We start from the raw sequence: 26,968 nt of genomic DNA on the forward strand, positions 1-26,968 counted from the left end.
AGTGCTACTTGGTGATCTCGGCCCAGCCCGACTCGAGCTCGGTCGCGAGCTGGTCGGCGTCGATCTCCTGGGCGAGGAACTTCTGGTACGCGGGCGTCGCGACGGTGTCCTTCCACTGCGCGTACGCGTCGACGAACAGGTAGGGCGCCGAGGTGAGGTACTGGCCGGAGGAGAGGATCGTCGACCAGCCGTTCTCGTCGCCGAGCGACTCCGCCATGGCCTCCTGGGCCGACGTCGTCGCGGGGATGAGCGCGTCCGCCTCGTTGAGCGCGGCGAGGTTCTCCGTCTGCGTGAAGAACTCGATGAACTCCGCGGACTCCTCGACGTGCTCGGAGTCGATGTTGACCGAGAGCGTCTGCGGGTTCGCGGCCTGCTCGGCGCCGTCGGGGCCCTCGAGCGGAGGCAGCACGACCCAGTCGAAGCCCTCGGGCGCGTCGTTCGCGATGTTCGCGGCCTGGAACGAGCCCTGGATCGTCATCGCGACGTCGCCCGCGTAGAACGACGCGAGCGTCTCCGACCCGGACTGCGTGAGGGTCACCGGCAGCACCGTGTTGTCGGTGTGCGCCATCGTGTCGACGAGCTCCGGCAGGGCCATCTCGCCCTCGCCGACGGTGATGCTCGCGTCCGCGCCGGTGCCCTCGAAGTACTCGCCGCCGAAGCCGGGGGCCATCGCCATGAACGCGGCCGTCGGGCTCGCGAGCCCCCACCCGAGCCCGTACGCGCCGTCCTTCGTCGTGGCCTGCGCGATCTGGCGCAGCTCGTCCCACGTCATCGTCTCGCCCGTGGGGATCTCGACGCCGGCCGCGTCGAGCATCGTCTTGTTGGCGAAGACCATGTACGACTGCAGCTCGGTCGGGTACGCGATGACCTGGTCGTCGACCGTCACCGCGTCGAGGATGCCCTCGGGGATGTCCTCGCGGCGCTCGTCGGACATGTACTCCGAGAGGTCCGCGAGGTACCCGTCGACCGCGAACGGCACGATGCTCGCGGCCTCGTAGTGGATGATGTCCGGCGCGGCGCCGCCGTTGAACTGGGTGATGAGCTTGTCGTAGATGCCGTCCCAGCCGGCGGGCACGATCTCGACCTGGACGTCGGGGTTCGCGTCGTTCCAGTCGGCGACGATCTTCTCGGTCGCCTCGATCGCGGCGGGCTGGTCGGACAGCGACTGGAACTTCAGCGTCACCGTGCCGCCGTCGGTGCCGTCGTCCCCGCTGCCGCCCCCGCTGGAGCAGGACGCGACGAGCAGGGTCGTGATCGTGAGGCATGCGGCGATGGACGCACCACGAGTCTTCATGGTTCTACCTTTCGGGTGGGGGTGGGGTCGAGAGAGCCTGGGGGCGAGACCGGTCGAAGGGGTCACGGTCAGCCCTTCACCGCGCCGGAGAGCAGGCCGCCGGTGAGCTTCTTCTGCATGATCGAGAAGAAGACGATGCTGGGGATGGCCGCGAGCACGGAGCCCGCGGCGAGGGGGCCGAGCGCCACCTTGCCCTCGCCGCCGATGAACATCTTCAGCGTGATGGGCAGCGTGTAGTTCTCGGGCGACTGGAGCAGCACGAGCGCGAAGAAGAACTCGTTCCACGAGGAGACGAAGCTGAACATCGCGGTCGCGACGATGCCGGGCATGAGCAGCGGGAAGACGATGGTGCGCAGGACCGTGAGCCGGCTCGCGCCGTCCATGGAGCCCGCCTCCTCGAGGTCCACCGGGATGGCGCTGACGTAGCCCTGCATCATCCACAGCGCGAACGGCAGCGTGTACGTGGTGTGGACGAGCGTCAGGCCGACGAGCGAGTCCGTGAGCCCGATGGTCCGCAGGATGAGGAACAGCGGCAGGATGATGAGGATCACCGGGAACACCTGGCTCACGAGGATCCAGCCGACGCCCGCCGCGCGGATCTTGCCCCGCAGCCGGGCGAGCACGTACGACGCCGGCAGCGCGATGACGATGACGAGCAGCGTCGAGACGACCGCGACGATCGCGCTGTTCCACGCCGAGCGGACGAGGCCCTGGCGGGCCAGCGCCTGGGAGTAGTTCTCCCAGTGCCAGTCCTGCGGGATCAGGCTCACGGTGAGCGAGTTGAGCTCGCCCGAGGACTTGAGCGAGGCCGAGATCAGCCAGAGCAGCGGGAAGCCGAGGAACAGGATGTAGAACCCCAGGGCCGCGTACTGGGCGGGGCGGACGAGTGCGCGCACGGGTCAGCTCTCCTTCTCGGAGCGGAACTGCGACCGCAGGTAGATCGCGAGCAGGAGGACGACCACGACGACGAGCACGACGCCCATCGCGGCGGCGTAGCCGATGTTCCGGTTCTTGAACGCCTCGAGGTACGTGAAGAGCATCGGGAGCATGGTCCGGCCGCCCGGGCCGCCCTCGGTGAGCACGTAGACCAGCGAGAACGAGTTGAAGTTCCAGATGAAGTTCAGCGACGTGATCGAGGTGATGATCGGGCGCAGGCTCGGGAGCGTCACCGCGGTGAAGCGGCGCCACGCGCCCGCGCCGTCCATGGCCGCGGCCTCGTGGAGCTCGTCCGGGATCTGCTGGAGCCCGGCGAGCAGCGTCACGGTGGTCTGCGGCATGCCGACCCACACCCCGACGACGATCACCGCGGGCAGCGCGGTCGAGAAGTCCGCGAGCCAGTTGATGTCGTCCGGCAGGCCCAGCGCGCCGAGGAACGCGTTGAGCGGGCCCGCGTTGGGCGAGTAGATCATCTGCCACATGATCGCCACGACGACCGGCGGCATGGCCCACGGGATGAGTGCGAGGACCCGCGTCAGCCCCTGGAGCCGGAGCCCCGAGTTGAGCAGGAGCGCGAGGCCCATGGCCGCGACGAGCTGGAGCAGCGTCACCGAGACGGCCCAGATCATGCCGATCCGGAACGAGTCCCAGAAGAACGAGTTGTCCGCGAGGCGCACGAAGTTGTCGACGCCCACGAACTGGTAGTCCGGCTGGCGCACGAGCCGCGCGTCGGTGAACGCGAGCGCGACGCCCATGACGAGCGGCGCGACGCTGAGCACGAGGATCGGCAGGAGCGACGGCATGACGAGCGCGATCGCCTCGCGCCGCTTGGCGCGGGCCATGCCACCGGTCCGGCGCACCGGGCCGCGGTCGGGGCGGAGGGCCGCGCGGCGGGGGTCGCCCGCGAGGGTCGGTGCGCTCACCGGGAACCACCCCCGGGTGCGGTCGACTCGCGCACGACGAGCCGCGGCCCGACGGCGGTGTGCCGGCCGGGCTCCGCGTCGCCGTCGACGAGGTCCACGACGAGCTGCGCGGCGACGCGCCCACGCTCCGTCGAGCCGAGCGAGACGCTCGTCAGGCTGGGCTGGAACACGCGGCCGATCTCCGTGTCGTCCATGCCGGTCACCGCGACGTCCTCGGGGACCGACAGGCCGCGCTCGCGCACGGCCCGGATGGCGCCGATGGCGAGGAGGTCGTTGGCCGCGACGATCGCGTCCGGCCGGGCGTCGCCGTCCGTGGCGTCGAGCAGCGCGCGCGTCGTCGCGAGGCCCGCGGCGACGGTGAAGTCCAGGGCGGGCGCGACCTCGACCCGCTCGGCGTCGAAGTCGGCGGCGCGCGTCGCGGCGTCGAAGCCGCGCTGGCGCGCCTCACCGGGGGTCGTGTCGAGGGGCCCGTTGAGGAACGCGATCCGGCGGCGGCCGAGGCCGAGCAGGTGCCGCACCGCCTCGCCGATCCCGCCCGCGGAGTCCGTGGACACGGAGTCGATGCCGCGGTCGGCCAGGGTGCGGCCGATGACGACGACGGGCACGGGCGCCTCGCGGATCTCCTCGACGAGCTCGTCGTCGGTGCGCAGCGGGCTGAGGATCATGGCGTCGACGAAGCCGCTCGACAGGCTGCGCACGAGCTCGACGGTGGACCGCGTGGTGTCCCCCGTCGTCATGACGACGACGCGGTAGCCGTGCGGGGCGAGGACCTCGTGGATCGCCGTCATCATCTCGACGTAGACGGGGTTGCCGATGTCCGCGACGGCGAACGCCACCTGGAACGTCTTCTTGAGGCGCAGCGAGCGCCCGATGGCGTCCGGGCTGTAGCCCAGCTCGGTGGCCGCGGCGCGCACGCGCTCGACCATCGCAGGGCTCGCGCCCGTCCCGTGCAGCGCACGGGAGGTCGAGGCCAGGGAGACCCCGGCCCGTTGTGCCACCTGGATCAGCGTGGCGCGTGATGACGTCACTGTCGTCCACCTCGTCGTCGAAGGACCGTCGTTCTGGAAACGTTTCCAGGCTGACGACCTCGACAGTCCTGGAAACGTTTCCGGGTTGGCGGACACTCTCGCACCCGCCGAGCCCGGACGTCAACCCCCGCCGCACACCCCCGCGCCGAGGTAGAGCTCCGGTGCCCCGAGGTAGAGCCCTGGTCCCGCGAGGTAGAGCCCTGGTCACCACCCCGGCTCTACCTCGCGGGACCTCGGCTCTACCTCGGCAGACCTCGGCTCTGGCTCGGGCTCCCACGGGTACGGGGTTCCGCGTAGGGGGGTTGTCCACGACGCGGGGCCCCGGTCAGGCTCGAACCGACCCGACCACCGACGAAAGGTGCACCGATGCACACGCGAGCCCCGGCGTCGTCCTCCCCCGCGGCGCCCACGACGGCCGCCGCCCGGCCGATCTCCCGCCCTCTCGCCCTGCTCCTCAGCCTCGTCCTCGCGCTCGCGGGAGCGCTCTCGTGGTCCGTCGCGGGCCCGGCGCAGCAGGCGCAGGCCGCGACGTGCGCGGCCCCCTGGAGCGCGAGCGCCGTCTACACGGGCGGCGCGGTCGTCTCCCACGGCGGCCAGAACTGGAAGGCCGGCTGGTGGACCCAGGGCGACACGCCCGGCACCACCGGCGAGTGGGGCGTCTGGCGCAGCCAGGGCGCCTGCGGCGGCGGCACGAACCCCGGCAACCCCGGGAACCCGGGCAACCCGACCGGGTTCGTCGTCTCCGAGGCGCAGTTCAACCAGATGTTCCCCCACCGGAACCCGTTCTACACGTACCAGGGCCTCGTCGACGCGCTGTCCGCCTACCCGGGCTTCGCGACGACGGGCGGCACCGAGGTCGCCAAGCGCGAGGCCGCGGCGTTCCTCGCCAACGTCAACCACGAGACCGGCGGCCTCGTGTACGTCAAGGAGATCAACACCGCGAACTACCCGCACTACTGCGACACCTCGAAGCCGTACGGCTGCCCGGCGGGCCAGTCCGCCTACTACGGCAAGGGCCCGATCCAGCTGAGCTGGAACTACAACTACAAGGCCGCGGGCGACGCGCTCGGCATCGACCTGCTCAACAACCCGTACCTCGTCGAGCAGAGCTCCGCCGTCGCGTGGAAGACCGGTCTGTGGTTCTGGAACACGCAGTCGGGCGCGGGCTCGATGTCCGGGCACCAGGCGATCGTGTCGGGCGCCGGCTTCGGCGAGTCCATCCGCTCGATCAACGGCACGATGGAGTGCAACGGCGGGAACCCGGCGCAGGTGCAGTCGCGCATCGCCGCGTTCCAGCGGTTCGCCCAGATCCTCGGCACGACGACGGGCAACAACCTGTCCTGCTGACCCGTCCCGCACGCCCGACGGCGGCCCGTCCCACCCCGGGGCGGGCCGCCGTCGTGCGTGGTGCCGCGTGCCGGGCCGGACGGGTCAGAGCTGCGCGAGGAGGCCCCGCATGCGGTCGATCTCGCCGCCCTGGCCGGCCGCCGTCTCGGCCGCCATCTCGTTCGCGAAGAGGTCCTCCCCCTCGACGAGCACGACGTCGACCATCGCGAGCGCGCCCTCGTGGTGCTGGATCATCCCCTCGAGGAACAGGCGGTCGAACTCCGGCCCGCTCGCGGCCTCGAGCGCCGCGAGCTGCTCGTCCGAGAGCATCCCGGCGGTACCGTCGCCGTGGTCGTGGCCCGCACCGTCGGGCGCGCGCGGGCCGGTCCCGCCCGCGTCCTGCGCGCCCTCGGGCACGGCGAGGCCGCGGGCCTGCAGCCACGACGCGAGCGCGTGCACCTCGGGGCCCTGCGCGGCGGTGACCCGCTCCGCGAACGACCGCACGGCGTCGGACCCGGCGCGGTCGGGTGCGAGCGCGGCGATCTCGAGCGCCTGGAGGTGGTGCTCGATCATGCCCGTGACGAACGCGGCGTCGGCCTGGTTCCACGAGCCCTCGTCGGGCGCCCCCGCGTAGTCGTCGGGGGCGACGGTCGTCGCGTCCTCCCCCGGCCGCCCGGGCTGCACGACGACGCTCGACGGCGTCGAGGTCGGCTGCGGGTCGGGCGTGCACGCCGCCAGCCCGAGCACGGACCCGAGCGCGAGACCGGTCGCGGCGACGCCGCAGGTCAGGGCACGCGTGACGGTGCGGGGCGCTGTGTTACGGCTGGGAAAAATCTGCACCTACCCTGTTCCCTCCGTGTAAAAGATCATCGCGAACCGCCCGGTTTGAGTGGTCCAGATCACATTTGCCCGCCAGAATTTGCAGCACCCTACCAAGGAGGTGTTTCCCTCGTGCATCGAAGAACGCACCGGCAGACGCACCGGCACCGGAGCCGGGTCCTGCTCGCCTCGTCCCTGGCGGCGACCCTCGCCGTCTCCACCCTCGCGGTCGCCACGACCGCCGCCGCGGAGCCGTCCGACGGCTCCCCCGAGGCGGTGGCGGCACTCACCGACCAGGCCGCCGCCTCGCTCGCAGACCTCCCCGCACAGCGCCTCGCCCCCCTCGCCCAGGCCACCGACGTCCTGGCACCCGGGGAGACGGCCGGCAGCCCCAACCTCACGCACGTCGCCAACATCCCGAAGAACGGCGACTTCACGCCCGAGGGCCAGTACAGCACCGACCTCGCGTTCCAGGGCCGGTACGCGTTCGCCGGGAACTACGGCGGCTTCACCGTGTACGACGTCGCGAACCCGACCGCCCCGCAGCAGGTCGCGCAGGTCGTCTGCCCCGGGTCCCAGAACGACATCTCGGTCTACGGCGACCTGCTCGTCCTCAGCACCGACTCCTCGCGCAGCAACGACTCGTGCGAGAACGTGGCCCAGAGCGCCACGGTCAAGGACTCGTGGGAGGGCATCAAGGTCTTCGACATCTCCGAGCCGACCTCGCCGCAGTACGTGGCGTCGGTCGAGACGCAGTGCGGCTCCCACACGCACTCGCTCGCGCCGTCGCAGGACGGCGAGGAGCTGTTCGTCTACGTCTCGTCGTACAGCCCGAACGCGGCGTTCCCCGACTGCCAGCCGCCGCACGACCTCATCTCCGTCGTGCAGATCCCGCTCGACGACCCCGCCGCGGCGGAGCTCGTCTCGACGCCCGTCCTCTTCCCGGACGGCGGCAACCCGGGCGGGAACGGCTCGAGCACGACGTCGGGCTGCCACGACATCACGACCTACCCGTCGAAGGACCTCGCGGCGGGCGCGTGCATGGGCGACGGCATCCTGCTCGACATCTCCGACCGCGCGCACCCGGTGGTGACCGAGGTCGTCCGGGACACGACGAACTTCGCGTTCTGGCACTCGGCGACGTTCAACAACGCCGGCACCAAGGTCGTCTTCACGGACGAGCTCGGCGGGGGCGGGGCGCCGACGTGCAACCCGACCGTCGGGCCCGAGAAGGGCGCGGACGCCATCTACGACATCGTGGGCGGCGAGCTCGTGTTCAAGAGCTACTACAAGATCGAGCGCGAGCAGGCCGCGACGGAGAACTGCGTCGCGCACAACGGCTCGCTCATCCCCGTCCCGGGTCGCGACATCATGGTCCAGGCCTGGTACCAGGGCGGCATCTCGGTGTGGGACTTCACGGACTCGGCGACCCCCGTCGAGATCGCGTGGTTCGACCGCGGCCCGCTGTCCGCGGAGCGGCTGATCCTCGGCGGCTCGTGGTCGGCCTACTGGTACAACGGCGCGATCATCTCGAACGACATCCAGCAGGGCCTCGACGTCCTGCTGCTCGACGACCCGGTGACGAACGCCGCGAGGTCGGTCGTGACGGACGAGTTCAACCCGCAGGCCCAGCCGACGTACACCGAGCCGCCGGCCTGGTCGAAGGGCACCGCGTACGCGGGCGGCACCACGGTCACCTACGGCGGCGCCGTGTGGCGCGCGCAGTGGTGGACGAAGGGCCAGACGCCCGGTGCCGACGCGTGGGGCCCGTGGGAGGAGATCGCCGGGGTCGACTCCGCCGGGGTCGGCGCGTGGAAGCCGAGCCGCGTCTACGTCAAGGGCGACAGCGTGACCTACGAGGGCACGACGTACACCGCGAAGTGGTGGACGCGGAACCAGGCGCCCGGCGACCGCTGGGGCCCCTGGGACCCGCAGGACTGACGCACGCGCGACGGCGCCCGCTCACCGGTCGGTGGGCGGGCGCCGTCGTGCGCGGCCCGCGCCCGCACGTCCCCCGTAGGATGCGGCCGCATGACCGGGAACCCCCTCGACGACGACGCACGCTGCCCGTGCCTCTCCGGCGACACCTACGGGTCGTGCTGCGGCCGGTACCACGCCGGGCTGCGCCCCGGCCCGGACGGCGCCGCCCCGGGCCCGCACGCACCGACCGCCGAGGCGCTCATGCGCTCGCGCTACAGCGCGTTCGCCGTCGGCGACGCCGAATACCTGCGCGCGACCTGGCACCCCTCCACCCGGCCCGCCGACCTCGACCTCGACGACGACGTCGAGTGGCGCCGCCTCGACGTCGTGCGCACCGAGGCGGGCGGCCCGTTCGACACGACCGGGGTCGTGGAGTTCGTCGCGCACCACCGCTCGCGCACCGACCCGGCCGACCGCGGCCGGCTCCACGAGGTCAGCCGGTTCGTCCGGGAGGACGACCGCTGGTCCTACGTCGACGGCACGGTCGCCTGACGGCGCCGCCGCGCCCCGCCCGCCGCGTGCCTCCGGCGGCTCAGGCGACGCGGTGGCGCAGCGTGCCGACCCCGCCGACCTGGAGCGCGACCTCCACCCCGCCCTCGACGGGCACGGCGGACCGGTGCGCGCCCGTGAGCACGACGTCGCCCGGCCCGAGCTCGAGGTGGCGCGTGAGGAACACGAGCTGGTCGACGACGTCGTAGGAGAGCCCCGCGGTCGTGGACCGCGCCCGCTCCACCCCGTCCACCGCGACGACGAGCGCGGCGTCGTCGAGCGTGGCGGCGGTGTCGATCCACGGGCCGAGCGGCGTGAACCCGGTGCCGTTCTTCGCGCGCGTCATCATCGCGTCGAGCGGCACCTGGTCGTCTGCCGTGAGGTCGTCGGCGACGGTGCAGCCGAGGATCGCGCCGGGGACGTCGTCGGGCCGCAGGCGGTGGCACGGACGGCCCACGACGACCGCGGCCTCCGCCTCCGCCACCAGGCGCCCCAGCGCGCGGTCGTGCCGGACGACCGCCCCCGGCCCGACGACGGTCCGCGCCGACTTGAGGAACGCCTGCGGGGGCAGCGCCCGACCCTCGGGCCCGCTGTTGTGCGCCATCCCGACGACCACGCGCGGGCGGCACGGCGCGAGCAGGGCGCCGTCGAGGCCGGGGTCGTCGGCACGGACCCGCACACCGCTCGGCGCGGGCAGCGCCGGGCGGCCGTCGCGACCCGTCGCGGGCTCGGGGACGTCCGCGACGAGCACGTCCCAGGCGTCGCCGTCGAGCACGGCGGCCCGCGGGCCGTGCGCGGTGCGGATCCGCGCGATCCTCACGACGACCCGGCCCGGTCGGCCGCCGCGGCGACCGGCCGGTCCACGAGCCGCAACGGCACGCGCGCGAGGACGATGCCCCGGCGCTGCCAGGTGTAGGCGACGAGCAGCGTCTCGCCCTCGGCCGTCGCCGACGGGTAGGAGTACTCGCCGCGTCCGTCCGTGACGATCCCCGTGTCGCCGGCGGCGAACCCGCTCGGCGGGCCGACCTCCCGCAGCGCGGGCACGGGGACGCCCGGGAGCGTGGCGGGCGCCTCGGTCCCGTCCTCGAGGTCCAGCACCCGGTGCCAGGTCAGCCCGTCGTCGTCCGAGACCGAGACGCTCAGCGGGCACCGCGCGCCCCACTCCTCGCCGACCGGGTTGTGCACGAGGGCGACCCGCCCGCTGGGCAGCCGGACGGCCGTGAGACCCGAGTTGTTGTTCGGCAGGCGCGTGGCCGCGGCGGCAGCCCACGTGCGGCCGTCGTCGGCGGACGTCGTCCGGTAGACGAGGCCCTCGCTCGACCGGCAGACGGCGACGAGACCCGACCGCCCCGACCAGAGCGCCGGCTGGATGACCCCGGCGCCGCGCAGCCGCGACCGGTCGATCGGGACGTCCGCGAGCGTCCAGCTCGCCCCGGCGTCCTCGGAGCGGTCGAACCGCGCCCCCCAGGCGGGGTCGGCTCCCCCGCTCTCGACCGAGGACGGGGCGAGCCACGCGCCGCGCGGCGTGACGACGGGCGGGTTCTTCACCGGCCCCCGGCCCCCGCTCGTGTCCCCGGGGACGAGCTCGCGCGGTGCCGTCCACGTCCGGCCGTGGTCCGTGGACGTGCAGTACCAGGTCACCCAGCGCGAGATCCGCTCGCCCCGGTGGGCGAAGAGCCAGAGCCGCCCGTCAGGAGCGACGGCGAGCACGGGGTTCCACCACGCGACGTCGTCGTCCTCGCCGAGCACGACCTGGGGCTCGCCCCAGACGCCGTCCTCCTCGGCGACGAGCCAGATCGCGTTGTCCGGCGTGCCCTCCCGGGTGCCGGCGAACCAGGCCACGAGCGTGCGACCGCCCGTGCGGGCGACGGTGGACGCGTGGCACTGGGCCCACGCCTCGCCGTCGCCCGACACGAGCAGGCGCTCCACGGACGTCGTCACCGGACGGTCTCGCCGACGACGTTGAGGTCACGGCGGAAGGTTTCCGGCGTCTTCCACACGGTGAGCATCGTGATGAGCGCGCCGACCATGACGTACAGCGCGACGAGCTGCCAGCGCGACCCGTCCTCGCCCGCGAGCGCGGTCGCGATGAACGGCGTCAGGCCGCCCGCGACGATCGACGCGATCTCGCGCCCGGTGGCCGCGCCGGAGTAGCGGCGGTCCGCCGGGAAGAGCTCGGCGAAGAAGGCCGGCTGGATGGAGTTGATGGCGTTGTGCCCGAGGTTCAGCATCAGGACGTACCCGAGCACGATGAGCACGAAGCTGCCCGTGTTGAGCAGCCCGAAGAACGGGAAGGCCATGACGAACACGACGAGGGCCCCGAAGAAGTAGACCGGCCGGCGACCGATCTTGTCGGAGATCCAGGAGAAGATCCCGTGGGCGGGGAACGCGAGGACCGCCATGATGAGGATCGCGGTGTTGAGGCTCTCCTTCTCGATCCCGAGGTGCTGCGGGCCGTAGCTGAGCACGAAGACCGTGAGCAGGAAGTACGGCAGGGCCTCGGCGAAGCGCAGGCCGACGATGCGCAGCAGGTTGCGCCAGTCCTCGAGGAAGACGCTCGCGAGCGGCCCGCGCGTGGGCGCCTGCGACGCGGGCTCGGCGGCCGCGGCGACGTCGCGCTCCTGGCGCTCACGGATGGCGGCCTGGCTGGCCTCGAGGTTCTCGACGGTGAGCGAGCGGTTGCGGCCCTCCTTCTCGAGCCCGGCGACGGCTTCGGTGAAGACCGGCGTCTCCTCGAGCGAGCGGCGCATCCACAGGCCGACGGCGAGCACGACGGCGGAGAGCCAGAACGGCACGCGCCAGCCCCACGACTGGAGCTGCGCGTCGTCGAGCGTGTACACCCAGGCGAACACGAGGGTGATGAGGATCTGCGCGGAGAAGCCGCCGGTGTTCGGCCACGACGTGTAGAAGCCGCGGTGCCGCGGGTTGGTGGACTCGAGCACGATGATCATCGACCCGCCCCACTCGCCGCCGACGGCGAAGCCCTGGACGAGCCGCAGCACGACGAGCAGGGCCGGCGCGAGGAGGCCGATCGAGTCGTAGGACGGGAGGAAGCCGATGAGCAGGGTCCCGGTCCCCATGATCGCGAGCGTGAGGACGAGCGTGGACTTGCGCCCCTGCTTGTCGCCGCGTCGGCCGAAGAACATGCCGCCCAGCGGGCGGGCCAGGAACCCGACGGCGAACGTGCCGAGGGACGACAGCGTGGCGACGAACGAGCTCTCGGACGGGAAGAACACGGCGGGGAAGACGATCGCGGCAGCGGTGCCGTAGACGAGGAAGTCGTAGTACTCGAGCGTGTTGCCGACGAAGCTCGAGAGCGTGACCTTCCAGGCGTACCGCCTGCTCGTGAGCGGGGCCGCGGGTGCGGTGACGGACATCGTTGTTCCTTCGGTGCGGGGTTCCGCTGATCTCAGTGTGGGGGCTCCGGGTCTCAGCGGCGAGGGCCCGGGCCCCTCCCGCGGCACCCGTCCGGGGTGCCGCGGGTCGAGCGGTCGGAGCGTGCGTCAGGCGGCCGCGAGCTCCTGCCCGGCCGCGGCGAGGGCCGCGCGGATCTCCGCCTTCACGGCGTCGGACGGCGGGTCGACCGGCATGCGCGTCGTCCCGCCGGGCAGCCCCTGGACGTCGAGGCCGTACTTGAGGCGGGAGATGCTGGGCCCGAGAGCGGCGACGAGCCGCTGGACGACCGCCTGCGCCCGCACGACGGCGGCCGCGTCGTCCGCGGCGAGCGCCGCCCGCAGGTCCGCGAACGCGCGCGGCGCGACGCCGGAGACGCCGGACACGGTCCCGCGCCCGCCGGCCGCGACGACGTGCGGGAGGTCGGCGTCGTTCCCCGACCAGAGCGCGAGCCGCGGTGCTGCGGAACGGTACGCGTCGACCCGGGCCGAGGCGGCACCGGACGTCTTGACGCCGTCGAGACCGAGCTCGGCGAGCACGGCGAGGAGCTCGGGCGAGACGTCCGAGCACGCGACGTCCGGGAAGACGTAGGCGTAGAGCTCGCCGTCCGTCGCGGCTCGCAGCGTGGCGTAGTAGCGCACGACGCCCTCGTCGCTCGCCGTGAGGTAGTAGGGCGTGATGGCGGCGAAGCGCCGGACGCCGGCGTCCTCGGCCGCGCGCAGGTGGCCGAGCGCCTCGTGCACGGAGGCGGCACCGACGTGCGCGATCGTCCGGTCCGGGCCGAGCACGTCGGCGGCGGTCCGCACGAGCGCGGCGCGCTCGGCGGCGTCGAGGGCCGGGAACTCACCCGTCGTCCCCACGGCGAACACCCCGTCGACCTCCGGCTCCACGTGGGCGAGCAGCACGCGCAGCGCCCCGAGGTCGAGCGCACCCGACGCGTCGTAGGTCGTGACGGGCGGGGTGATGATCTCCGGTGCCGTGGTCATGGCACGTCTCCTTCGGTCTCTCGCGTCGCTGCGCGGGCGCTGCTTCGCGCCGCCGTCAGCATGGCACCGTTTACTGTTAACAGTCAACCGTCAACGAGAAGACGCTCCCGCGACACGACGACGCCCCGGCCTGCCGAGGCAGACCGGGGCGTGCGGGAGCGGGCTCAGCGGCGCGGCTGCTGCAGCGCGTCCTTCATGCGGCGGCGCGAGCCGGCGAGGTGCTCGTCGAGGTAGGCCAGCGCCTCGTCGAGGCGCGGCGTCCGGATCGCGTCGAGCAGCCGCTCGTGGTCGGCGCACGACGGGTGCAGGTCGACGTCCTGCTTGTTCGTCTCCTGGAGCATGACCGCGAACGTGGGCTCGATCTGCTCCCACAGCGTGCGCAGGCGGCGGTTCGGCACGGCGGCGTACAGCGTGGAGTGGAACGCGAGGTCGTGGGCGGCGTACGTGTACCAGTCGCCGGCGTCCGCCGCCTCGCGCATCCCGGCGAGAGCCGCCTCGCTCGCGGACCAGTCGACCTCGTCGGCGTGCTCCGCCGCCGCGCGCACGGCGACCGCCTCCAGGGCGCTGCGCACGTCGTACAGCTCGTCGACGTCGTCGGCACCCACGCCGCGCACGACGTACCCCCGGCGCTCGGACTCGACGAGGTGCTCGGCCGCGAGGACCCGCAGCGCGTCGCGGACGGGCCCGCGCGACACGTCGTACTGCCGCGCCACGCCCTCCTCGACGAGCCGCTCCCCCGGCGCCAGCTCCCCCCGGACGATGGCGACCCTCAGGACGTGGGCGAGACGATCCCCCAGCGACCCCGCACGCACCGTGTCGACCGACACCCTCGCCCCTTCGTCCCCACACCCGACGGGGCCGGCGGCCGGCCCCATGACCGGACCATTGTGCCGCAGGCGCGCGGGAGGGACCCGGGCGCCGGGCTACGCTCGCGGGCATGACCCGCATCGTCGACGTCGCCCGGCACGCCGGCGTGTCCACGGCCACCGTCTCCCGGGTCCTCAACGGCAAGACCGTCCGGCCGGAGCTCGCGGCCGCCGTCCGCGCGGCGGTCGAGGACCTCGGCTACGCCCCGGACCGCACGGCGCGGTCCTTGCGGCGCCGGTCGAGCGACGTCGTCGCGCTCGTCCTGCCGGACGTCGAGAACCCGTTCTTCACGGCCGTCGCGCGCGGCGTCGAGGACGTCGCGCAGCAGGCGGGCTACTCCGTCGTCCTGTGCAACACCGACGACGACCCCGCCAAGGAGGAGCGCTACCTCGCGGTCGCCGAGCGCGAGAACATGGCGGGCGTCGTCCTGGCCCCGGCCACCGACGCGCCCGAGACCGCCGCCCTGCGCGCCCGCCGTCGGGCCGTCGTCGTGATCGACCGCCGGGTGGGCCAGGACGTGGACCAGGTCGTGTTCGACAACGTCGCGCTCGGGCGCCGCGCCGCCGTGGAGCTCGTCGACCGCGGCTTCCGCCGGGTCGCGTGCGTCACCGGGCCGCGCGGCACGAGCACGGCGGTCGAGCGCGCGGAGGGGTGGCGCGAGGCGCTCGCCGAGGCAGGGCTCTCCCCCGACGGGCTGCTCGTGCACGCGAACTTCCGCGTCGACGGCGGCCACGGGGCGGCCGTCGACCTGCTCGCCCGGTCCGACCCGCCGGACGCGATCCTCGCCACCAACAACCTCGTCGGCGTCGGCGTGCTCCGGGCGCTCGCCGAGGCGCACGGCCGGCCCGCGGCGTCGGCCGCGGACGCACGGGCCCGCGGCGACGACGACGGACCCGCCGTCGGGGTCGGCATCGTGGGCGACCTGCCCTTCGCGACGTCGCGCACGTCCGACGTCGCGCTCGTCCCGCTCGACCCCCGGGCGCTCGGCACGACGGCCGCGCGGATCCTGCTCGACCGGCTGTCCGGTGCCGACGACCCGGCGCGCCACGTCGTCCAGGGCACGCCCGCCGGGCCGTGAGCCGGTCTCAGCCCGCCGCCGGGGCGCCCGCGGCGGCGGGCAGCACGTCGGACGCGCGGCCGGCCTGACCGAACAGCACCATGCGCTCCTCGACGAGCCGCTGCGCCCACTCCCGGCCGAGCGCGAGGTAGCCCGCCGGGTCCACGTCGCCGGGCGACGCGGCGAGCGCGACGCGGACGCCCGCCGTGAACGCCATGTAGTGGTCCATGCCCTGGTTGATCTTGCGCACGCCGAGGCTCGCCGCCCGGGCCTTCTCGGCGTCGGGGACGCCCCACGACTCCGGCAGGTCGCCGCCGTGCGTGTTGATCGTCGCCCGGAGGTCGGCCGGGAGCCCCGACGAGCCGTGCATCACGAGGTGCGTCCCCGGCACGCGCCGCGCGATGCGCTCGACGAGGTCCATGTGGAGCACCGAGCCGTCGGGCGGGCTCGTGAACTTGTAGGCGCCGTGCGAGGTCCCGATCGCCACGGCGAGCGCGTCCACCCCGGTGCGGCGCACGAACTCCTCGGCCTGCTCCGGGTCGGCGAGGACGATCTCCGCGTGGCTGCGCCCGTCCTTCGAGCCGCCGATCGTCCCCAGCTCGCCCTCCACGGACACGCCGTGCGCGTGCGCGTGCTCGACGACGCGCCGGGTGACCGCGACGTTGTCCTCGAACGCGGCAGGGCGGCCGTCGGGCCCGAGCGAGCCGTCGATCATGACGCTCGTGAACCCTGCCGCCACGGCGCGCGCGCACGTCGCCTCGTCGGGTCCGTGGTCGAGGTGCAGCGCGACCGGGACGTCGGGGTACGCCGCGATCGCCGTGCGCAGGGCGGACCACCACAGCGCGTCCGAGGCGTACGGGTGGGACCCGGCCAGCGTCTCGACGATGACGGGGCTCTCCGTGGCGCGCGCGGCGTCGAGCACCGCCGTCGCCATCGCGAGGTCCGCGACGTTGAAGGCGCCGACGCCGTAGCCGCCCCGGGCGGCGGCGTCGAGCAGGGTACGGTTCGTGACGAGGGTCATGGCTGACCTTCCTGTCGTGTCGTCGGGAGCGTGCCGCCCGGGCGGACGGCGGCGGGTGCGGGCGAGCGACGGGCGGAGGCGACGTGACGCAGGACGACGACCGGACCGCGGGAGCGGGTGGCCGGTCCGTGCGGCTCGCCGACATCGCTGCGCGCGCGGGGGTGTCCATCAAGACGGTGTCGCGCGTCGTCAACGACGAGCCGCACGTCGCGGCTGCTACGCGGCGCCTCGTGGAGGACGCGATCGCCGAGCTCGGGCTGGAGGGCGAGTCCCGCCCGCGCGGCCGCAAGCGGCGCACGGGCGTGGTGGGGCTGGTCTTCCCGGACGTGCGCAACGACTACTTCGCAGCCGTCAGCCGCGCGCTCCAGGAGCGGCTCGCCAACGTGAGCCCCACGCTGCTGTCGGCGGACTCGGACGACGACCTGCACACGGAGGAGGCGATCCTCACCGCGTTCCGTCGGCTCGACGTCGACGGCATGGTGATCTTCCCGACCGGCGCCCCGGGCCTCGTGGAGTTCGCGCAGTCGGTGCCGACCGTCGTCGTCGACCGCACGGTGCCGTCCGTGCGCGGCCTCGTCGACCACGTGCTGCCGGACGCGCGGCACGCGGCCGAGCAGCTCACGCTGCACATGATCGAGCAGCACCGCGTGCAGCGCGTGTGCCTGGTCGCGGGCGACCTCGCGGTCTCGACGCTGCGCAACCGGCACACCGCGTTCCAGCGCGTCGTCAGCCGGACGGGGACGGAGAACCACGTCCTTGCGGGCCTCACGACGTCGGAGGAGGCGGCGACCGCCGCGTACTCGCTCTTCCGGACGCTCGAGCCGCCGTTCGGCGTGCTGGCGACCAACAGCCTCATGTTCTGGGGCGTGCTCACCGCGGCGCAGCGCCTCGGCCTCAAGGTGCCGTCCGACGTCGTGCTGACGACGTTCGACAACGTGCCCGGCGTCGGGACGACGGGCCTCGTGCCCACGAACGCCGTCGCCCCCGCGGCGACGCTCGCCGCCCGGACGGTCCAGCTCCTCACGGAGCGCATGAACAACCCGTCGCTGCCGCCGCGCCTGCTCGACATGGACTACGACATCGCCTACGGCACGACCTGCGGGTGCGTGCCGATCGACCCGGCGCGCAACGTCCTCGGCTAGGCGGCCCGGCCGGGCGGTGCGCCCGACCGGACCGGGTCGCTGCGCGCCAGGTGCGGTCACAGCGTGTGCGTGATGCCCAGCGAGGCGTAGTCGAGGACGATCGGGTCGTCCGTCACGGCGCGCGCCGCGGAGAGCACCTTCGCCGCGCTCTCCACCGCGACGCTCGTCTTGAACGCGTCGCGCAGGTTCGGGCCGACCGTGAGCAGGCCGTGGTTGGCCCAGACGACGGCGTTGCGGTCCTCGAGGTAGCGCGCCATGTCCCGGCCGAACTCGGTCGAGTTGCTCAGCGCGAACGGCATGACGGGCACGTCGCCCTTGGTGTAGATGACCATGTTGACGAGCGCGCCGCGGATCGGCTCGCCCAGCACGCCGAACACGTTCGCGTACGTGGGCTCGGTGTGGACGATCGCCTGGACGTCGGGGCGCGCGGCGTAGACGGCAAGGTGCACCGTCACCTCCGACGACGGCTGGAGCCGCCCCTCGACGACGTTCGCGTCCTCGTCCACGACCACGAGGTCGTCCGGCGTCATGCGGTCGTACTCGAGGTCGGTCGGGGTGATGAGGAACGTCGACGTGCCCGGGATGCGCAGGCTGATGTTGCCCTGCGTGTTGAAGTTGAGCCCGAGCTTCACGGACTCCAGGCAGTACGCGAGGACGTCCTCGCGCGCGGCCTGCAGGTCGAACGTGTCCAGCGTGGTCATGCGATCTCCTTGAGTGCGGTGCCGTCGACGGTCTCGACGGCGAGGGACGTGCTGACGGGGGTGAGGAGCTGGTGCAGCGAGTCGAACGTCGCGCGCTGCCGCGCGTACCACGCGGCGTGCCGCGGGTCGGGGCTCGCCTCGTGCACGACGGCGGGGGCGGGCAGGTCGAGCACGCTCGCGAAGGTGCCGGCACCGAGCGCGGCGAGGAGCGCGGCACCTCGTCCCGCCGCCTCGCGCACGACGGCGCGCAGCGGGACCCCGGCCGCGTCGGACCGGGCCTGGAGGGCACCGAGGTTGGCCGACCCGCCGCCGACGGCGTGCACGTCCACCGGCTCCACCCCGCGCTCCGCGAGCGCCGCCCGGATCTTCGCGAGCTCGAACCCGCACGCCTCGACGAGCGCGCGCGCGATCTGTGCCGTCGTCGTCTCGAGGGTCAGGCCGAGGAGCGCGCCCCGCGCGGCGGGGTCGTTGTCGAGCGTGCCCGACCCGGCGAGGTAGGGCGCGACCAGGAGCGGGGGCGGGTCGACGGCACCGACCTCGTAGAGCGACGCCCACGGGTCGATCCGGTCGTGGTGGACGATCGACGAGAACCAGTCGAGCGCGAAGCCGCCCGCCGCCGTGCCCGCGAGCGTGACCCACAGGTCCGCCCCCACGGGGTAGGTCGCGAGCCCGGTCCCGCCGAGCCGCTCCGGCCGGGCGCGCGTGCCCACGGTGAGGCAGTCGCTCGACCCGAACGAGAACACGGCCCGCTGGCCGGGCCGTCCGCCCCCGCCGAGGAAGGCCGCGGCCTGGTCGTGCACGCCCGCGACGACGGGCGTCCCGGCGCGCAGCCCTGTCCGGGCGGCGGCGTCCGCGGAGACCGCGCCGATCACGTCGCCCGCGGCGACCACCGGGGACAGGAGCGCGGCGGGCACGTCGAGCGCGCCGAGCACCTCGTCGGACCAGGTGCGGGTCCGGACGTCGAACGCCCCCGTGCGGGACGCCATCGTCAGGTCCACGGCCGGCGCCGCGCCGAGCCGCGTCGCGACGAAGTCGTCCATGGTGCGCACCGCGGCGGGCAGCCCGCCGTCGGGCAGGAGCCCGCGCACCTTGTGGACGGAGAACATCGGGTGCAGCGGCTGGCCCGTGATCTCCTGGACGGCCTCGCCGCCGAGCAGCTCGCGGAGCCGGTCCGCCGACCCCGCGCCGCGACCGTCCATGCTCAGGGGTGCGGGACCGAGCGCGCGGCCCGCGCGGTCCACGGGCACGACGGCCTCCCCGAGCGTCGAGAAGGACACGGCCTCCACCGGGTCCGCGGCCACCGCGGGCTCGGCGACGACGTCGCGCACGAGCGCCTCGACGCCGTCGAGCACGGCCTCCGCGTCGACGTGCGCGCGGCCCGGCGCGGGGCGCACCACCGTCGTGCGGCGCGAGCGCGCGACGAGCTCGTTGCCTCCCTCGTCGTACACGCCGACGCGCGTCCCCGTGGTCCCGAGGTCGATGCCGAGGTAGCTCACTTGACCGACCCCGCGAGACCGTTCACCAGGTACCGCTGGATGAACAGGTAGACGACGACGATGGGCACGGAGATGAGCACGAGCACGGCGAACAGCGCGCCGGGCTGGCTCAGGTAGATCCCGCGGTACGCGAGGGGGACGAGCGTCAGGGGCTTGAGGTCGTTGTCGCTGATCGCGACGAGCGGCAGGAGGAAGTCGTTCCACGTCATCATCAGCTGCCAGATGACGACGACCGCGGCGGCCGCCTTGCCGAGCGGGAAGTAGATGCGCCAGAAGATCGTCCACGCGGACGCGCCGTCGACGAGCGCGGCCTCGTACGTCTCGTCGGGGATCGCGAGGTAGGTGGTGCGGATCATGATCACGGCGAACGGCAGGCCGAGCGCCGTGTAGGCGAGGACGAGCCCGAGCAGCGAGTCGTAGAGGCCGATCGCCTGGAGGATCTTGAAGACCGCCACGACGATGCTCGCCATGGGCAGCACGAGCGCGAGCAGCAGCCCGACGAACACGACGCCTCGGAACGGCACGCGCAGGCGGGCGAGGGCGAACGCCGTCATCGAGCCGAGGAGGACGACGAGGAGGATCGACGGGACCGACACGAGCAGGCTGTTGAGCAGGTGCTGGAGGATCGGGTTGGTCTCGAAGATCGTCACGTAGTTGCGCAGCGTCGGCTCCTCGGGGAGCAGGCCGAGCGCCGTCGTCGACGGGTTCGACGTGGGCAGCAGCGAGATGCCGACCACCATCACCACGGGGACCATCCACAGCGCCGCGAGGGGGCCGAGCACCCAGTGCGACCACCGTGGCGGCGCTTCGACGTCCTTGCTGCGGCCGTGTCCGCGCCGACGGCGGACGGGAGCGGCGGGCGGCGTCGTGGTGCCGTCGACCGCACGCCGCGCGCGGTCGGTGCCGGAGCTGAGCGCCGTCATGACTTCTCCCCCGTGATGAACCCCGCCCCGAACGTGCGCAGCATCGCGACGGACGAGCCGATCGCGAGGACGAGCAGGACGACCGAGATCGTCGCGCCGTAGCCGAACGACTGGAGCTGGAACGCTTCCTTGAACATGTACGTGGGCATGAGCTCCGACGCGTGGTTGGGGCCGCCCTCGGTGAGCACCCACACGAGCTCGAAGGTCTTGAGCGAGCCGATGATCCCGAGCAGGACGAGCGAGAGGTGGGTCGGCTTGAGGAGCGGCAGCACGATGCGCCGCACGAGCGCCCAGCCGCTCGCCCCGTCGATGCGAGCCGCCTCGAGGACCGAGTGGTCGAGGAGCTGGAGGCCGGCGAGGTAGAACAGCATCGAGAAGCCCGACCACATCCACACGTTGACGACGATCACCGTGACGATCGCCGTCGACGGGTCGGACAGGTAGGGGCGCGTGAGGACCTCGAGGCCGGTCGCCCGGCCGAGCTGGGCGAGCACGCCGTTGAACGGGTCGAGCAGGCGCTGCCAGACGATGCCCACGACGACGGGCGACAGGACGGCGGGCAGGAAGAAGATCGCGCGGTACACCGTGCGTCCCCGCAGCCGGGTGTTGAGCAGCCAGGCGAGCGTGAAGCCGATGACCGCCTGCGGCACGATCGTCAGGAGGATCCACAGCAGCGAGTTGCGCAGCGTGATGTGGAAGACCGGGTCCTGGGCGAGGGCCGCGTAGTTCTGGACGCCGACCGGCGTCCCGGCGTTGACGCCGTCCCAGTCGAGCGTGCTCGCCTGGACGTTGAACACGATCGGGTAGACGACGAACACCGCGAAGAGCAGGAGCGCGGGCGCGATGAAGCCGAGCGCGACGAGCTGCTGGCGGCGACGCGTGCTGCGTCCCGTCGACGTCGTCGTGCGCGGCCCGGCGACCCGCGGCGTCGCCGCCGCGGGTCGCCCGGAGACGAGGGCTGCCATCGTCAGCCCAGCCCGTCCTGGACCGCCTGGACCTTCGCCGCGGCCTCCTCGGGGGTCGACTGTCCGGCGGCCACCGCGGACAGCGCGTCCGCGACGGCCGTGTCGATGTCCGGCGACTCGAAGTAGCGCGAGTACTGCACCTCGGGCATCCAGTCCTCGGTGAACGTCGTCCACATCTCCTGCTGCTTGTCGCTCGTGAACTCCTCGGGGTCGAGGCCCTGCACGGCGGGCAGGTCGTTGAACGTGTTGATGAGCACCTGGGCGCCGTCCCCGGCGATCCAGTCGGTGAGGACCTGGCACGCGAGATCGGGGTTCTTCGCGTCCTTCGAGATGCCGAGCGCGACGTCGATGCCGCCGACGAGCTGCGGCTCGGGCGCCCCGCCGGGGATCGTCGGGAACAGGAACGGCTCGTAGCCCTCCATGCCCTGCGAGAGGGGCGGGATGTCGGCGCGCGAGGGGTCGGACTGCTGGATCCACCACGCCCCGAGGGGGATCATCGCGGCGTTGCCCGCCTCGAACTGGTTGACGCCGTTCGGGTAGGCGTCGAGCGCGAGGGCGCCCTGCTGGGCGATCCCGTCGGTGAACAGCTTCTGCCAGTACGTGAACGCCTCGACGATCCCCGGGTCGGTCCACGACGCCTCGCCCGACTCCGCCTGGTAGACGAGACCCGGCTCGACGTTGTTGGCGATCTGGAGGAAGACGACGTTGCGCAGCCACGAGTCCTTCGCGGGCAGCAGGAAGGGCGCGGCCGAGCCGCCGTCGAGCGCGTCGACGGCGCTCTCGAGGTCTGCCCACGTGGCCGGGGGCTCGACGCCCGCCTCGTCGAGGAGCTCGGAGTTGGCCCAGAGGTTCACGGTCTGCACGAGGAGCGGCAGCGCGTAGTAGCTGTCGTCCCCCTCGGGGTTGCCCATCCGCGCCTGCTCGAGGCCGATCGGGAAGAACTTCGACTCCCAGTCGTCACCCCACGTGTCGGCCGCGCACTCCTCGAGCGGCATGAGGTTCTCCCGGTACTGCTGGGTCAGCGCGCCGGGCTGCAGGCCGACGATGTCGGGCATGGTGCCCGAGCTCGCGCGGGTCTGCAGGTCCACGACGTACTCGGGGTAGTTGAAGATCGTCGAGTCGATCGTGACGTCGGGGTTCGCGGTGGTGAAGGCGTCGATCATCTGGCGCGTGGTCTGCTCGATCGGGCTCCAGGAGCGGAACGTCACCGTCGTCCCGCCCTCGCCCCCCTGGCCCGACTGCTCGGGGTCGGCGCTGCCGGCGCACGCCGCGAGCGACGTGACGATCGTGAGCGCGACGCCGGCCTGGATGCCGCGCCGCGCAGTTCGGGGAAGCTTCATCGCGTCCGTCCTCTCTCCGTCGTTGGATGCGAGGGCCTCATCGAAGGTCTCCCCGCGGGGACCGTCAACGGGTCGCGCCGGGGTGCGGGGGTCGACGGCGCCCCGTGTCGTCCGTGTCCTGTCCCGTCGCCGCGACCCGGTCCGGCGGACGCCGACAGCGCGCCACGGCACCGAGCCGACAGCGGGATGTCCGTTGTCCGACACGCGGTCCGGGCCCCGCCGCGCGGTCTCGCGGCAGCGGCCCGTGGGGCGAGCCGACCGACCTGCCCTGACAACGCGTCCCGGCTCGGCTGTCCGGGACCCGGGCGTGCCGTCGGGCCGCTCCGCGCCGCCCCGTCGGGCCGGAGGTCACAGTTCCGTGACGCTCCGAATCGTCTCGCCTGTTGAGACGGACCGCGGTAACGCCGCAGGTCGTGGCGGCCGTTGTGTCTGTAATCGATTTCTGTCATGCTGGTCGGCATGCCCTCTCCCACCACCCCCGGCCTCGTCGGCGTCGACGTCGGGACGTCGAGCACCAAGGGCGTGCTCGTCGGTCCGGACGGCGCGATCCTGCGCTCGACCACGCGCACGCACGCCGTCGACCGGCCGCGGCCCGGCCACGTCGAGATGGACGCCCGGGTCTGGTGGGACGAGCTCGTCGACGTCGTCACCGAGCTCACGGCCGACCTCGCCCCCGGTGCCGTCCGCGGCCCCGACGTCCCGGCCGACCTCGAGGTCGCCGCCGTCGGGCTCTCCGGCATGGGCCCGTGCGTGCTGCTGACCGACGAGCGAGGGACCCCGGTCCGCCCGGCGATCCTCTACGGCGTCGACACCCGGGCGACGCAGCAGATCGCCGAGCTCGACGACGCCCTCGGGCGCACGACCGTCCTCGACCGGTGCGGCTCGGCGCTGTCGTCGCAGGCCGCCGGACCCAAGATCGCCTGGGTGCGCGCGCACGAGCCCGAGGCCTGGGCGCACGCCCGTCGCCTGTTCATGCCGGCGTCGTACCTCGCGTTCCGCCTCACCGGCGCGTACGTGCTCGACCACCACTCGGCGTCGCAGTCGACGCCCCTGTACGACCCGCGCGACCACGACTGGATCGGCGAGTGGGCCGCGCTCGTCGCACCCGGCCTCGAGCTGCCCGCGCTGCGGTGGCCCGGCGAGGCGGCGGGGGTCACCCGCGAGCGCCTCGCCGGGGTGGCCGCCGGCACGCCCGTCGTCACCGGCACCATCGACGCCTGGTCGGAGGCCGTGAGCGTCGACGCGACGCACGTCGGCGACCTCATGCTCATGTACGGCACGACGATGTTCCTCGTCGCCACGGTCGCCGAGCCGCTGCGCAGCGAGACGATGTGGGGCACCGTCGGCGCCTACCCCGGCACCCACAACCTCGCCGGCGGCATGGCGACGTCGGGCGCCGTCACGTCGTGGCTGCGGGACCTGACCGGCGCGGACTACCCCGAGCTGCTCGCCGAGGCCGCGGCCAGCGGGCCCGGCGCCCACGGGCTCCTCCTGCTCCCCTACCTCGCCGGCGAGCGCACCCCCCTCCAGGACCCCGACGCGCGCGGCGTCCTCGCCGGCCTCACGCTCTCGCACACGCGCGGCGACCTCTACCGCGCGGCGCTCGAAGCCACCGCGTTCGGCGTGCGGCACAACGTCGAGACCCTGCGCGCGGCGGGCGCCGACGTCTCCCGCGTGGTCGCCGTCGGCGGCGGCACCCAGAGCGACCTCTGGACGCAGGTCGTCTCCGACGTGACCGGGCTGCCCCAGGTCGTCCCCACGAGCACCATCGGCGCGAGCTACGGCGCCGCGATGCTCGCCGCCGGGCTGGTGCACGAGCAGGGGCACCTCCTGGACGTCGCGGCGTGGAACCCGCCCGCGCGGGTCGTGCGGCCGGACCCCGCGGTGCGCGGCGTCTACGACGAGCTCTACGGCCTGTACCGCGACCTCTACCCGGCGACGCGCGACGTCGTGCACGCGCTCGCCCGCCGGACCGCGCCGACCGCCCCCGACCGCACTGCCCTCGAAGGAGCACCCGCATGACCAGCAGCACCTACGCCGTCCCCACGCTCGCGCCGGAGCCCCAGGCCCCCGAGCGCACGGTCTACCTCGTCGCGTCGGGCGACCTGCGCGAGTCCGCGAACGTCGCGGGCTGGCCCACGCAGGTGGAGCTCGAGCGCGTCCTCACCGACGCGTTCGCCGCGAACGGCTGGAAGGTCGTGCGCGCCAACGACGTGGACCCCGAGACCGGGCACGGGTTCATCAGCTCCCAGCGCATGGGGCTCGAGGTGTTCGCGACGATCCCGCCCGACGCGCCGCTCGTCGTCGCGGAGGCCGTGTGGCAGTACAGCCACCACGTGCTGGCCGGGCTGCGCACGCACCGCGGCCCCGTGCTCACGGCCGCCAACTTCGCGGGCGACTGGCCGGGGCTCGTCGGGCTGCTCGGCCTCAACGCGGGCCTGACGAAGATGGGCCGCCCCTACTCGACCGTGTGGACGGTCGACGGGAGCGACGCCTGGTTCCAGGACGCGATCCGGTCGTGGGTCACGACGGGCACGATCGAGCACGACGACTCGCACGTCCACGCGCTCCCGGAGCTCCCGGACAGCGCCGAGAAGCAGCTCGGCGAGGCGCTCGCCGCCCAGCTCCTGCGCGAGAAGGCGATCATCGGCGTCTTCGACGAGGGCTGCATGGGCATGTACAACGCGATCTTCGACGACGAGCTGCTCAACGGCCTGGGCATCTACAAGGAGCGGCTGTCGCAGTCGGCGCTCTGGGCCGAGATGCAGCGGGTCGGCGACGACGAGGCGGACGCGGTCCAGCGCTGGCTCGAGGACGCGGGCATGACGTTCCGGCTCGGCACCGACGAGGCGACGGAGCTCACCCCCGCCCAGCTGCGCTGGCAGCACAAGATGTACATCGCCGCGCTGCGGATCGCCGACGACTTCGGGCTCGACGCCGTCGGCATCCAGTACCAGCAGGGGCTCAAGGACATCTGCCCGGCGTCGGACCTCGCGGAGGGCCTCCTCAACAACGTCCAGCGGCCGCCGGTCCGCTCGCGCGACGGCCGTCGGGTGCTGTGGGACGGCCAGGCGTTCCCGCACTTCAACGAGGCGGACGAGGGCGTCGCCGTCGACGCGCTCGTGACGAACCGGGTGTGGACCGCGATGGGCCTCGACCCGGCGACGACCCTGCACGACGTGCGCTGGGGCGAGGAGCACGACGGCCGCTTCGTGTGGGTCTTCGAGATCTCGGGCTCCGTGCCCGCCTCGCACCTCGAGGGCGGGTACGCGGGTGCCGAGGGCTGGCGCCAGGACCCGGTGTTCTTCCCGGCCGGCGGGTCGACGATCAACGGCGTGTCCAAGGCGGGCGAGATCGTCTGGTCGCGCGTCTACATCGCCGACGGCGTGCTGCAGGTCGACCTCGGTCGGGCCTCGGCCGTCTCCCTGCCCGCGGAGGAGACCCGCCGGCGCAAGGAGGCGACGAACCCCGAGTGGCCGATCATGCACGCCGTGCTGCACGGCGTGAGCCGTGACCAGTTCATGGCCCGCCACAAGGCGAACCACCTCAACGTCGCGTACGCGCCCGACGCCGCGACGGCCGACCGCGCGCTCGAGGCGAAGGCCGCGTTCTTCGCCGCGCTCGGCATGCCCGTCCACCTGTGCGGGGACACGGCGCTCACGCGCTGACCCCCGCTCCCGCGACCCCGGGCGGGTCGCTCCGCCGCGCTCGTCCCCCGGCCGCGGCGGGGCGGCCCGTCCGGTCTCTTGCCCGGTCTCTTGCCTGGTCTCGTGCCCGGCCCCGCGCCGTCAGCGGGCCGGCCTCGGGGCACGGGCGGGCCGCCGGCGCGCCATCCCGCGCACCACCGCGGCCACGAGCACGGCACCCAGGAGCGCGCCGGCCGTGTTCAGGACGACGTCCTGGACCGTCGGGACACGGCCGGGCAGGAGGTTCTGGGTGAGCTCGATCGCGACCGAGAGGGCGCAGCCCGCGAGCGTCACGAGCCCGACGGCGCGCCACACGCCCGGGACGGCGCGGCCCCGGCGGGCTGCCGCGCCCCGCAGGAGGGGCACGCCGAGCACGCCGAACGGCCCGAACATCACGACGTTGGCGAGCGCCTCGAGCACCGGCAGCGTGATCGGGATCCCGAGACCCTGGAGGAAGCCGAGGGTGGACGTCGCCCAGCCGGGCGCGTCGGTCGACTGCGGCGACGGCCAGAGCGTCACGACCAGGACGGCGGCGAGATAGGCGGCGAACGTCCAGGTCAGCAGGCGCATCCCGTCAGCGTACGGGCGCGGGTCCC

The 26,968-nt window shown here is 73.4% G+C and carries 24 protein-coding genes; 7 read left to right on the forward strand and 17 right to left on the reverse strand.

Going from position 1 to position 26,968, the window contains the following annotated elements; translation table 11 throughout:
- Positions 1-4: 4 nt before the first annotated feature.
- The 4 genes from ABIE39_RS07590 to ABIE39_RS07605 all read right to left on the reverse strand — a co-directional run bounded on the left by ABIE39_RS07590 (position 5) and on the right by ABIE39_RS07605 (position 4,181).
- Complete coding sequence (locus tag ABIE39_RS07590) at positions 5-1,294, reverse strand: extracellular solute-binding protein (protein ID WP_175009685.1); 1,290 nt, start codon at positions 1,292-1,294, stop codon at positions 5-7.
- A gap of 68 nt (positions 1,295-1,362) precedes the next feature.
- A complete protein-coding gene (locus tag ABIE39_RS07595; RefSeq protein WP_021481799.1) occupies positions 1,363-2,190 on the reverse strand; it encodes a carbohydrate ABC transporter permease in 828 nt (275 codons plus the stop codon).
- 3 nt (positions 2,191-2,193) lie between these two features.
- Complete coding sequence (locus tag ABIE39_RS07600) at positions 2,194-3,153, reverse strand: carbohydrate ABC transporter permease (protein ID WP_206158315.1); 960 nt, start codon at positions 3,151-3,153, stop codon at positions 2,194-2,196.
- Positions 3,150-4,181: a LacI family DNA-binding transcriptional regulator gene (locus tag ABIE39_RS07605; RefSeq protein ID WP_167405665.1), complete on the reverse strand. Its 1,032-nt coding sequence runs from the start codon at positions 4,179-4,181 to the stop codon at positions 3,150-3,152. The genes ABIE39_RS07600 and ABIE39_RS07605 overlap by 4 nt, the downstream gene beginning before the upstream one ends.
- A 366-nt stretch (positions 4,182-4,547) precedes the next feature.
- Between ABIE39_RS07605 and ABIE39_RS07610 the strand changes: the two genes are divergently transcribed.
- Complete coding sequence (locus ABIE39_RS07610) at positions 4,548-5,528, forward strand: glycoside hydrolase family 19 protein (RefSeq protein WP_175009686.1); 981 nt, start codon at positions 4,548-4,550, stop codon at positions 5,526-5,528.
- Positions 5,529-5,612: 84 nt separating this feature from the next.
- Here ABIE39_RS07610 and ABIE39_RS07615 read toward each other — a convergent pair whose 3' ends face one another.
- Complete coding sequence (locus tag ABIE39_RS07615) at positions 5,613-6,347, reverse strand: DUF305 domain-containing protein (RefSeq protein WP_209828954.1); 735 nt, start codon at positions 6,345-6,347, stop codon at positions 5,613-5,615.
- A 111-nt stretch (positions 6,348-6,458) separates the two neighbouring features.
- Here ABIE39_RS07615 and ABIE39_RS07620 point away from each other — a divergent pair, with 111 nt between their 5' ends.
- Positions 6,459-8,267 carry a carbohydrate-binding protein gene (locus tag ABIE39_RS07620; protein WP_354051158.1) on the forward strand — a complete coding sequence of 603 codons (1,809 nt, stop codon included), beginning with the start codon at positions 6,459-6,461 and terminating at the stop codon, positions 8,265-8,267.
- A 90-nt stretch (positions 8,268-8,357) separates the two neighbouring features.
- Positions 8,358-8,798, forward strand: coding sequence for a YchJ family protein (locus ABIE39_RS07625; RefSeq protein WP_209828955.1), 441 nt, complete (start codon positions 8,358-8,360; stop codon positions 8,796-8,798).
- 40 nt (positions 8,799-8,838) lie between these two features.
- Here the strand turns inward: ABIE39_RS07625 and ABIE39_RS07630 are convergent, their stop codons facing one another.
- From ABIE39_RS07630 to ABIE39_RS07650, 5 genes are all read right to left on the reverse strand, one after another.
- Positions 8,839-9,615, reverse strand: a complete 777-nt coding sequence (locus ABIE39_RS07630; RefSeq protein WP_354051160.1) for a fumarylacetoacetate hydrolase family protein — start codon at positions 9,613-9,615, stop codon at positions 8,839-8,841.
- Positions 9,612-10,736: a sialidase family protein gene (locus ABIE39_RS07635; RefSeq protein ID WP_354051162.1), complete on the reverse strand. Its 1,125-nt coding sequence runs from the start codon at positions 10,734-10,736 to the stop codon at positions 9,612-9,614. Before ABIE39_RS07635 ends, ABIE39_RS07630 begins: the two co-directional genes overlap by 4 nt.
- Positions 10,733-12,172, reverse strand: coding sequence for an MFS transporter (locus ABIE39_RS07640; RefSeq protein WP_209828964.1), 1,440 nt, complete (start codon positions 12,170-12,172; stop codon positions 10,733-10,735). The genes ABIE39_RS07635 and ABIE39_RS07640 overlap by 4 nt, the downstream gene beginning before the upstream one ends.
- Positions 12,173-12,298: 126 nt before the next feature.
- A complete protein-coding gene (locus tag ABIE39_RS07645) occupies positions 12,299-13,174 on the reverse strand; it encodes a dihydrodipicolinate synthase family protein (protein WP_209828966.1) in 876 nt (291 codons plus the stop codon).
- Between the two features lie 164 nt (positions 13,175-13,338).
- Positions 13,339-14,001: a GntR family transcriptional regulator gene (locus tag ABIE39_RS07650; RefSeq protein WP_255437344.1), complete on the reverse strand. Its 663-nt coding sequence runs from the start codon at positions 13,999-14,001 to the stop codon at positions 13,339-13,341.
- A gap of 110 nt (positions 14,002-14,111) precedes the next feature.
- Here ABIE39_RS07650 and ABIE39_RS07655 point away from each other — a divergent pair, with 110 nt between their 5' ends.
- Positions 14,112-15,119: a LacI family DNA-binding transcriptional regulator gene (locus ABIE39_RS07655; protein WP_209828968.1), complete on the forward strand. Its 1,008-nt coding sequence runs from the start codon at positions 14,112-14,114 to the stop codon at positions 15,117-15,119.
- 7 nt (positions 15,120-15,126) lie between these two features.
- Here ABIE39_RS07655 and ABIE39_RS07660 read toward each other — a convergent pair whose 3' ends face one another.
- The gene (locus ABIE39_RS07660; protein WP_354051164.1) at positions 15,127-16,119 is read right to left on the reverse strand and encodes a ketose-bisphosphate aldolase; all 993 of its coding nucleotides are present in this window, start codon (positions 16,117-16,119) and stop codon (positions 15,127-15,129) included.
- 83 nt (positions 16,120-16,202) lie between these two features.
- Between ABIE39_RS07660 and ABIE39_RS07665 the strand changes: the two genes are divergently transcribed.
- Positions 16,203-17,261: a LacI family DNA-binding transcriptional regulator gene (locus tag ABIE39_RS07665; RefSeq protein WP_076404334.1), complete on the forward strand. Its 1,059-nt coding sequence runs from the start codon at positions 16,203-16,205 to the stop codon at positions 17,259-17,261.
- Between the two features lie 56 nt (positions 17,262-17,317).
- Here the strand turns inward: ABIE39_RS07665 and ABIE39_RS07670 are convergent, their stop codons facing one another.
- From ABIE39_RS07670 to ABIE39_RS07690, 5 genes are read right to left on the reverse strand one after another with little or no spacing between them, the layout of a single operon-like run.
- Positions 17,318-17,962: a class II aldolase/adducin family protein gene (locus tag ABIE39_RS07670; protein ID WP_021483183.1), complete on the reverse strand. Its 645-nt coding sequence runs from the start codon at positions 17,960-17,962 to the stop codon at positions 17,318-17,320.
- Entirely contained in the window at positions 17,959-19,458 is a 1,500-nt protein-coding gene (locus ABIE39_RS07675) for an FGGY-family carbohydrate kinase (RefSeq protein WP_354051166.1), read from the reverse strand. Before ABIE39_RS07675 ends, ABIE39_RS07670 begins: the two co-directional genes overlap by 4 nt.
- On the reverse strand, positions 19,455-20,381 hold the full coding sequence (locus ABIE39_RS07680) for an ABC transporter permease subunit (RefSeq protein ID WP_175009698.1): 927 nt from the start codon (positions 20,379-20,381) through the stop codon (positions 19,455-19,457). The genes ABIE39_RS07675 and ABIE39_RS07680 overlap by 4 nt, the downstream gene beginning before the upstream one ends.
- The gene (locus ABIE39_RS07685; protein ID WP_175009699.1) at positions 20,378-21,346 is read right to left on the reverse strand and encodes an ABC transporter permease subunit; all 969 of its coding nucleotides are present in this window, start codon (positions 21,344-21,346) and stop codon (positions 20,378-20,380) included. The genes ABIE39_RS07680 and ABIE39_RS07685 overlap by 4 nt, the downstream gene beginning before the upstream one ends.
- Before the next feature lie 2 nt (positions 21,347-21,348).
- Positions 21,349-22,686 (reverse strand): ABC transporter substrate-binding protein, encoded by a 1,338-nt coding sequence (locus ABIE39_RS07690; RefSeq protein WP_354051169.1) that lies wholly within the window; start codon positions 22,684-22,686, stop codon positions 21,349-21,351.
- Between the two features lie 459 nt (positions 22,687-23,145).
- Between ABIE39_RS07690 and ABIE39_RS07695 the strand changes: the two genes are divergently transcribed.
- Positions 23,146-24,708 (forward strand): FGGY-family carbohydrate kinase, encoded by a 1,563-nt coding sequence (locus ABIE39_RS07695; RefSeq protein WP_354051171.1) that lies wholly within the window; start codon positions 23,146-23,148, stop codon positions 24,706-24,708.
- Entirely contained in the window at positions 24,705-26,354 is a 1,650-nt protein-coding gene (locus ABIE39_RS07700; protein ID WP_076404331.1) for a fucose isomerase, read from the forward strand. The genes ABIE39_RS07695 and ABIE39_RS07700 overlap by 4 nt, the downstream gene beginning before the upstream one ends.
- 120 nt (positions 26,355-26,474) lie before the next feature.
- On the opposite strand, the gene ABIE39_RS07705 is transcribed toward ABIE39_RS07700, so the two are convergent.
- Entirely contained in the window at positions 26,475-26,942 is a 468-nt protein-coding gene (locus ABIE39_RS07705; protein WP_354051173.1) for a VanZ family protein, read from the reverse strand.
- Positions 26,943-26,968: the final 26 nt, after the last annotated feature.

Source organism: Cellulosimicrobium sp. 4261, from assembly GCF_040546915.1.
GTDB classification, from domain to species: domain Bacteria; phylum Actinomycetota; class Actinomycetes; order Actinomycetales; family Cellulomonadaceae; genus Cellulosimicrobium; species Cellulosimicrobium cinnabarinum.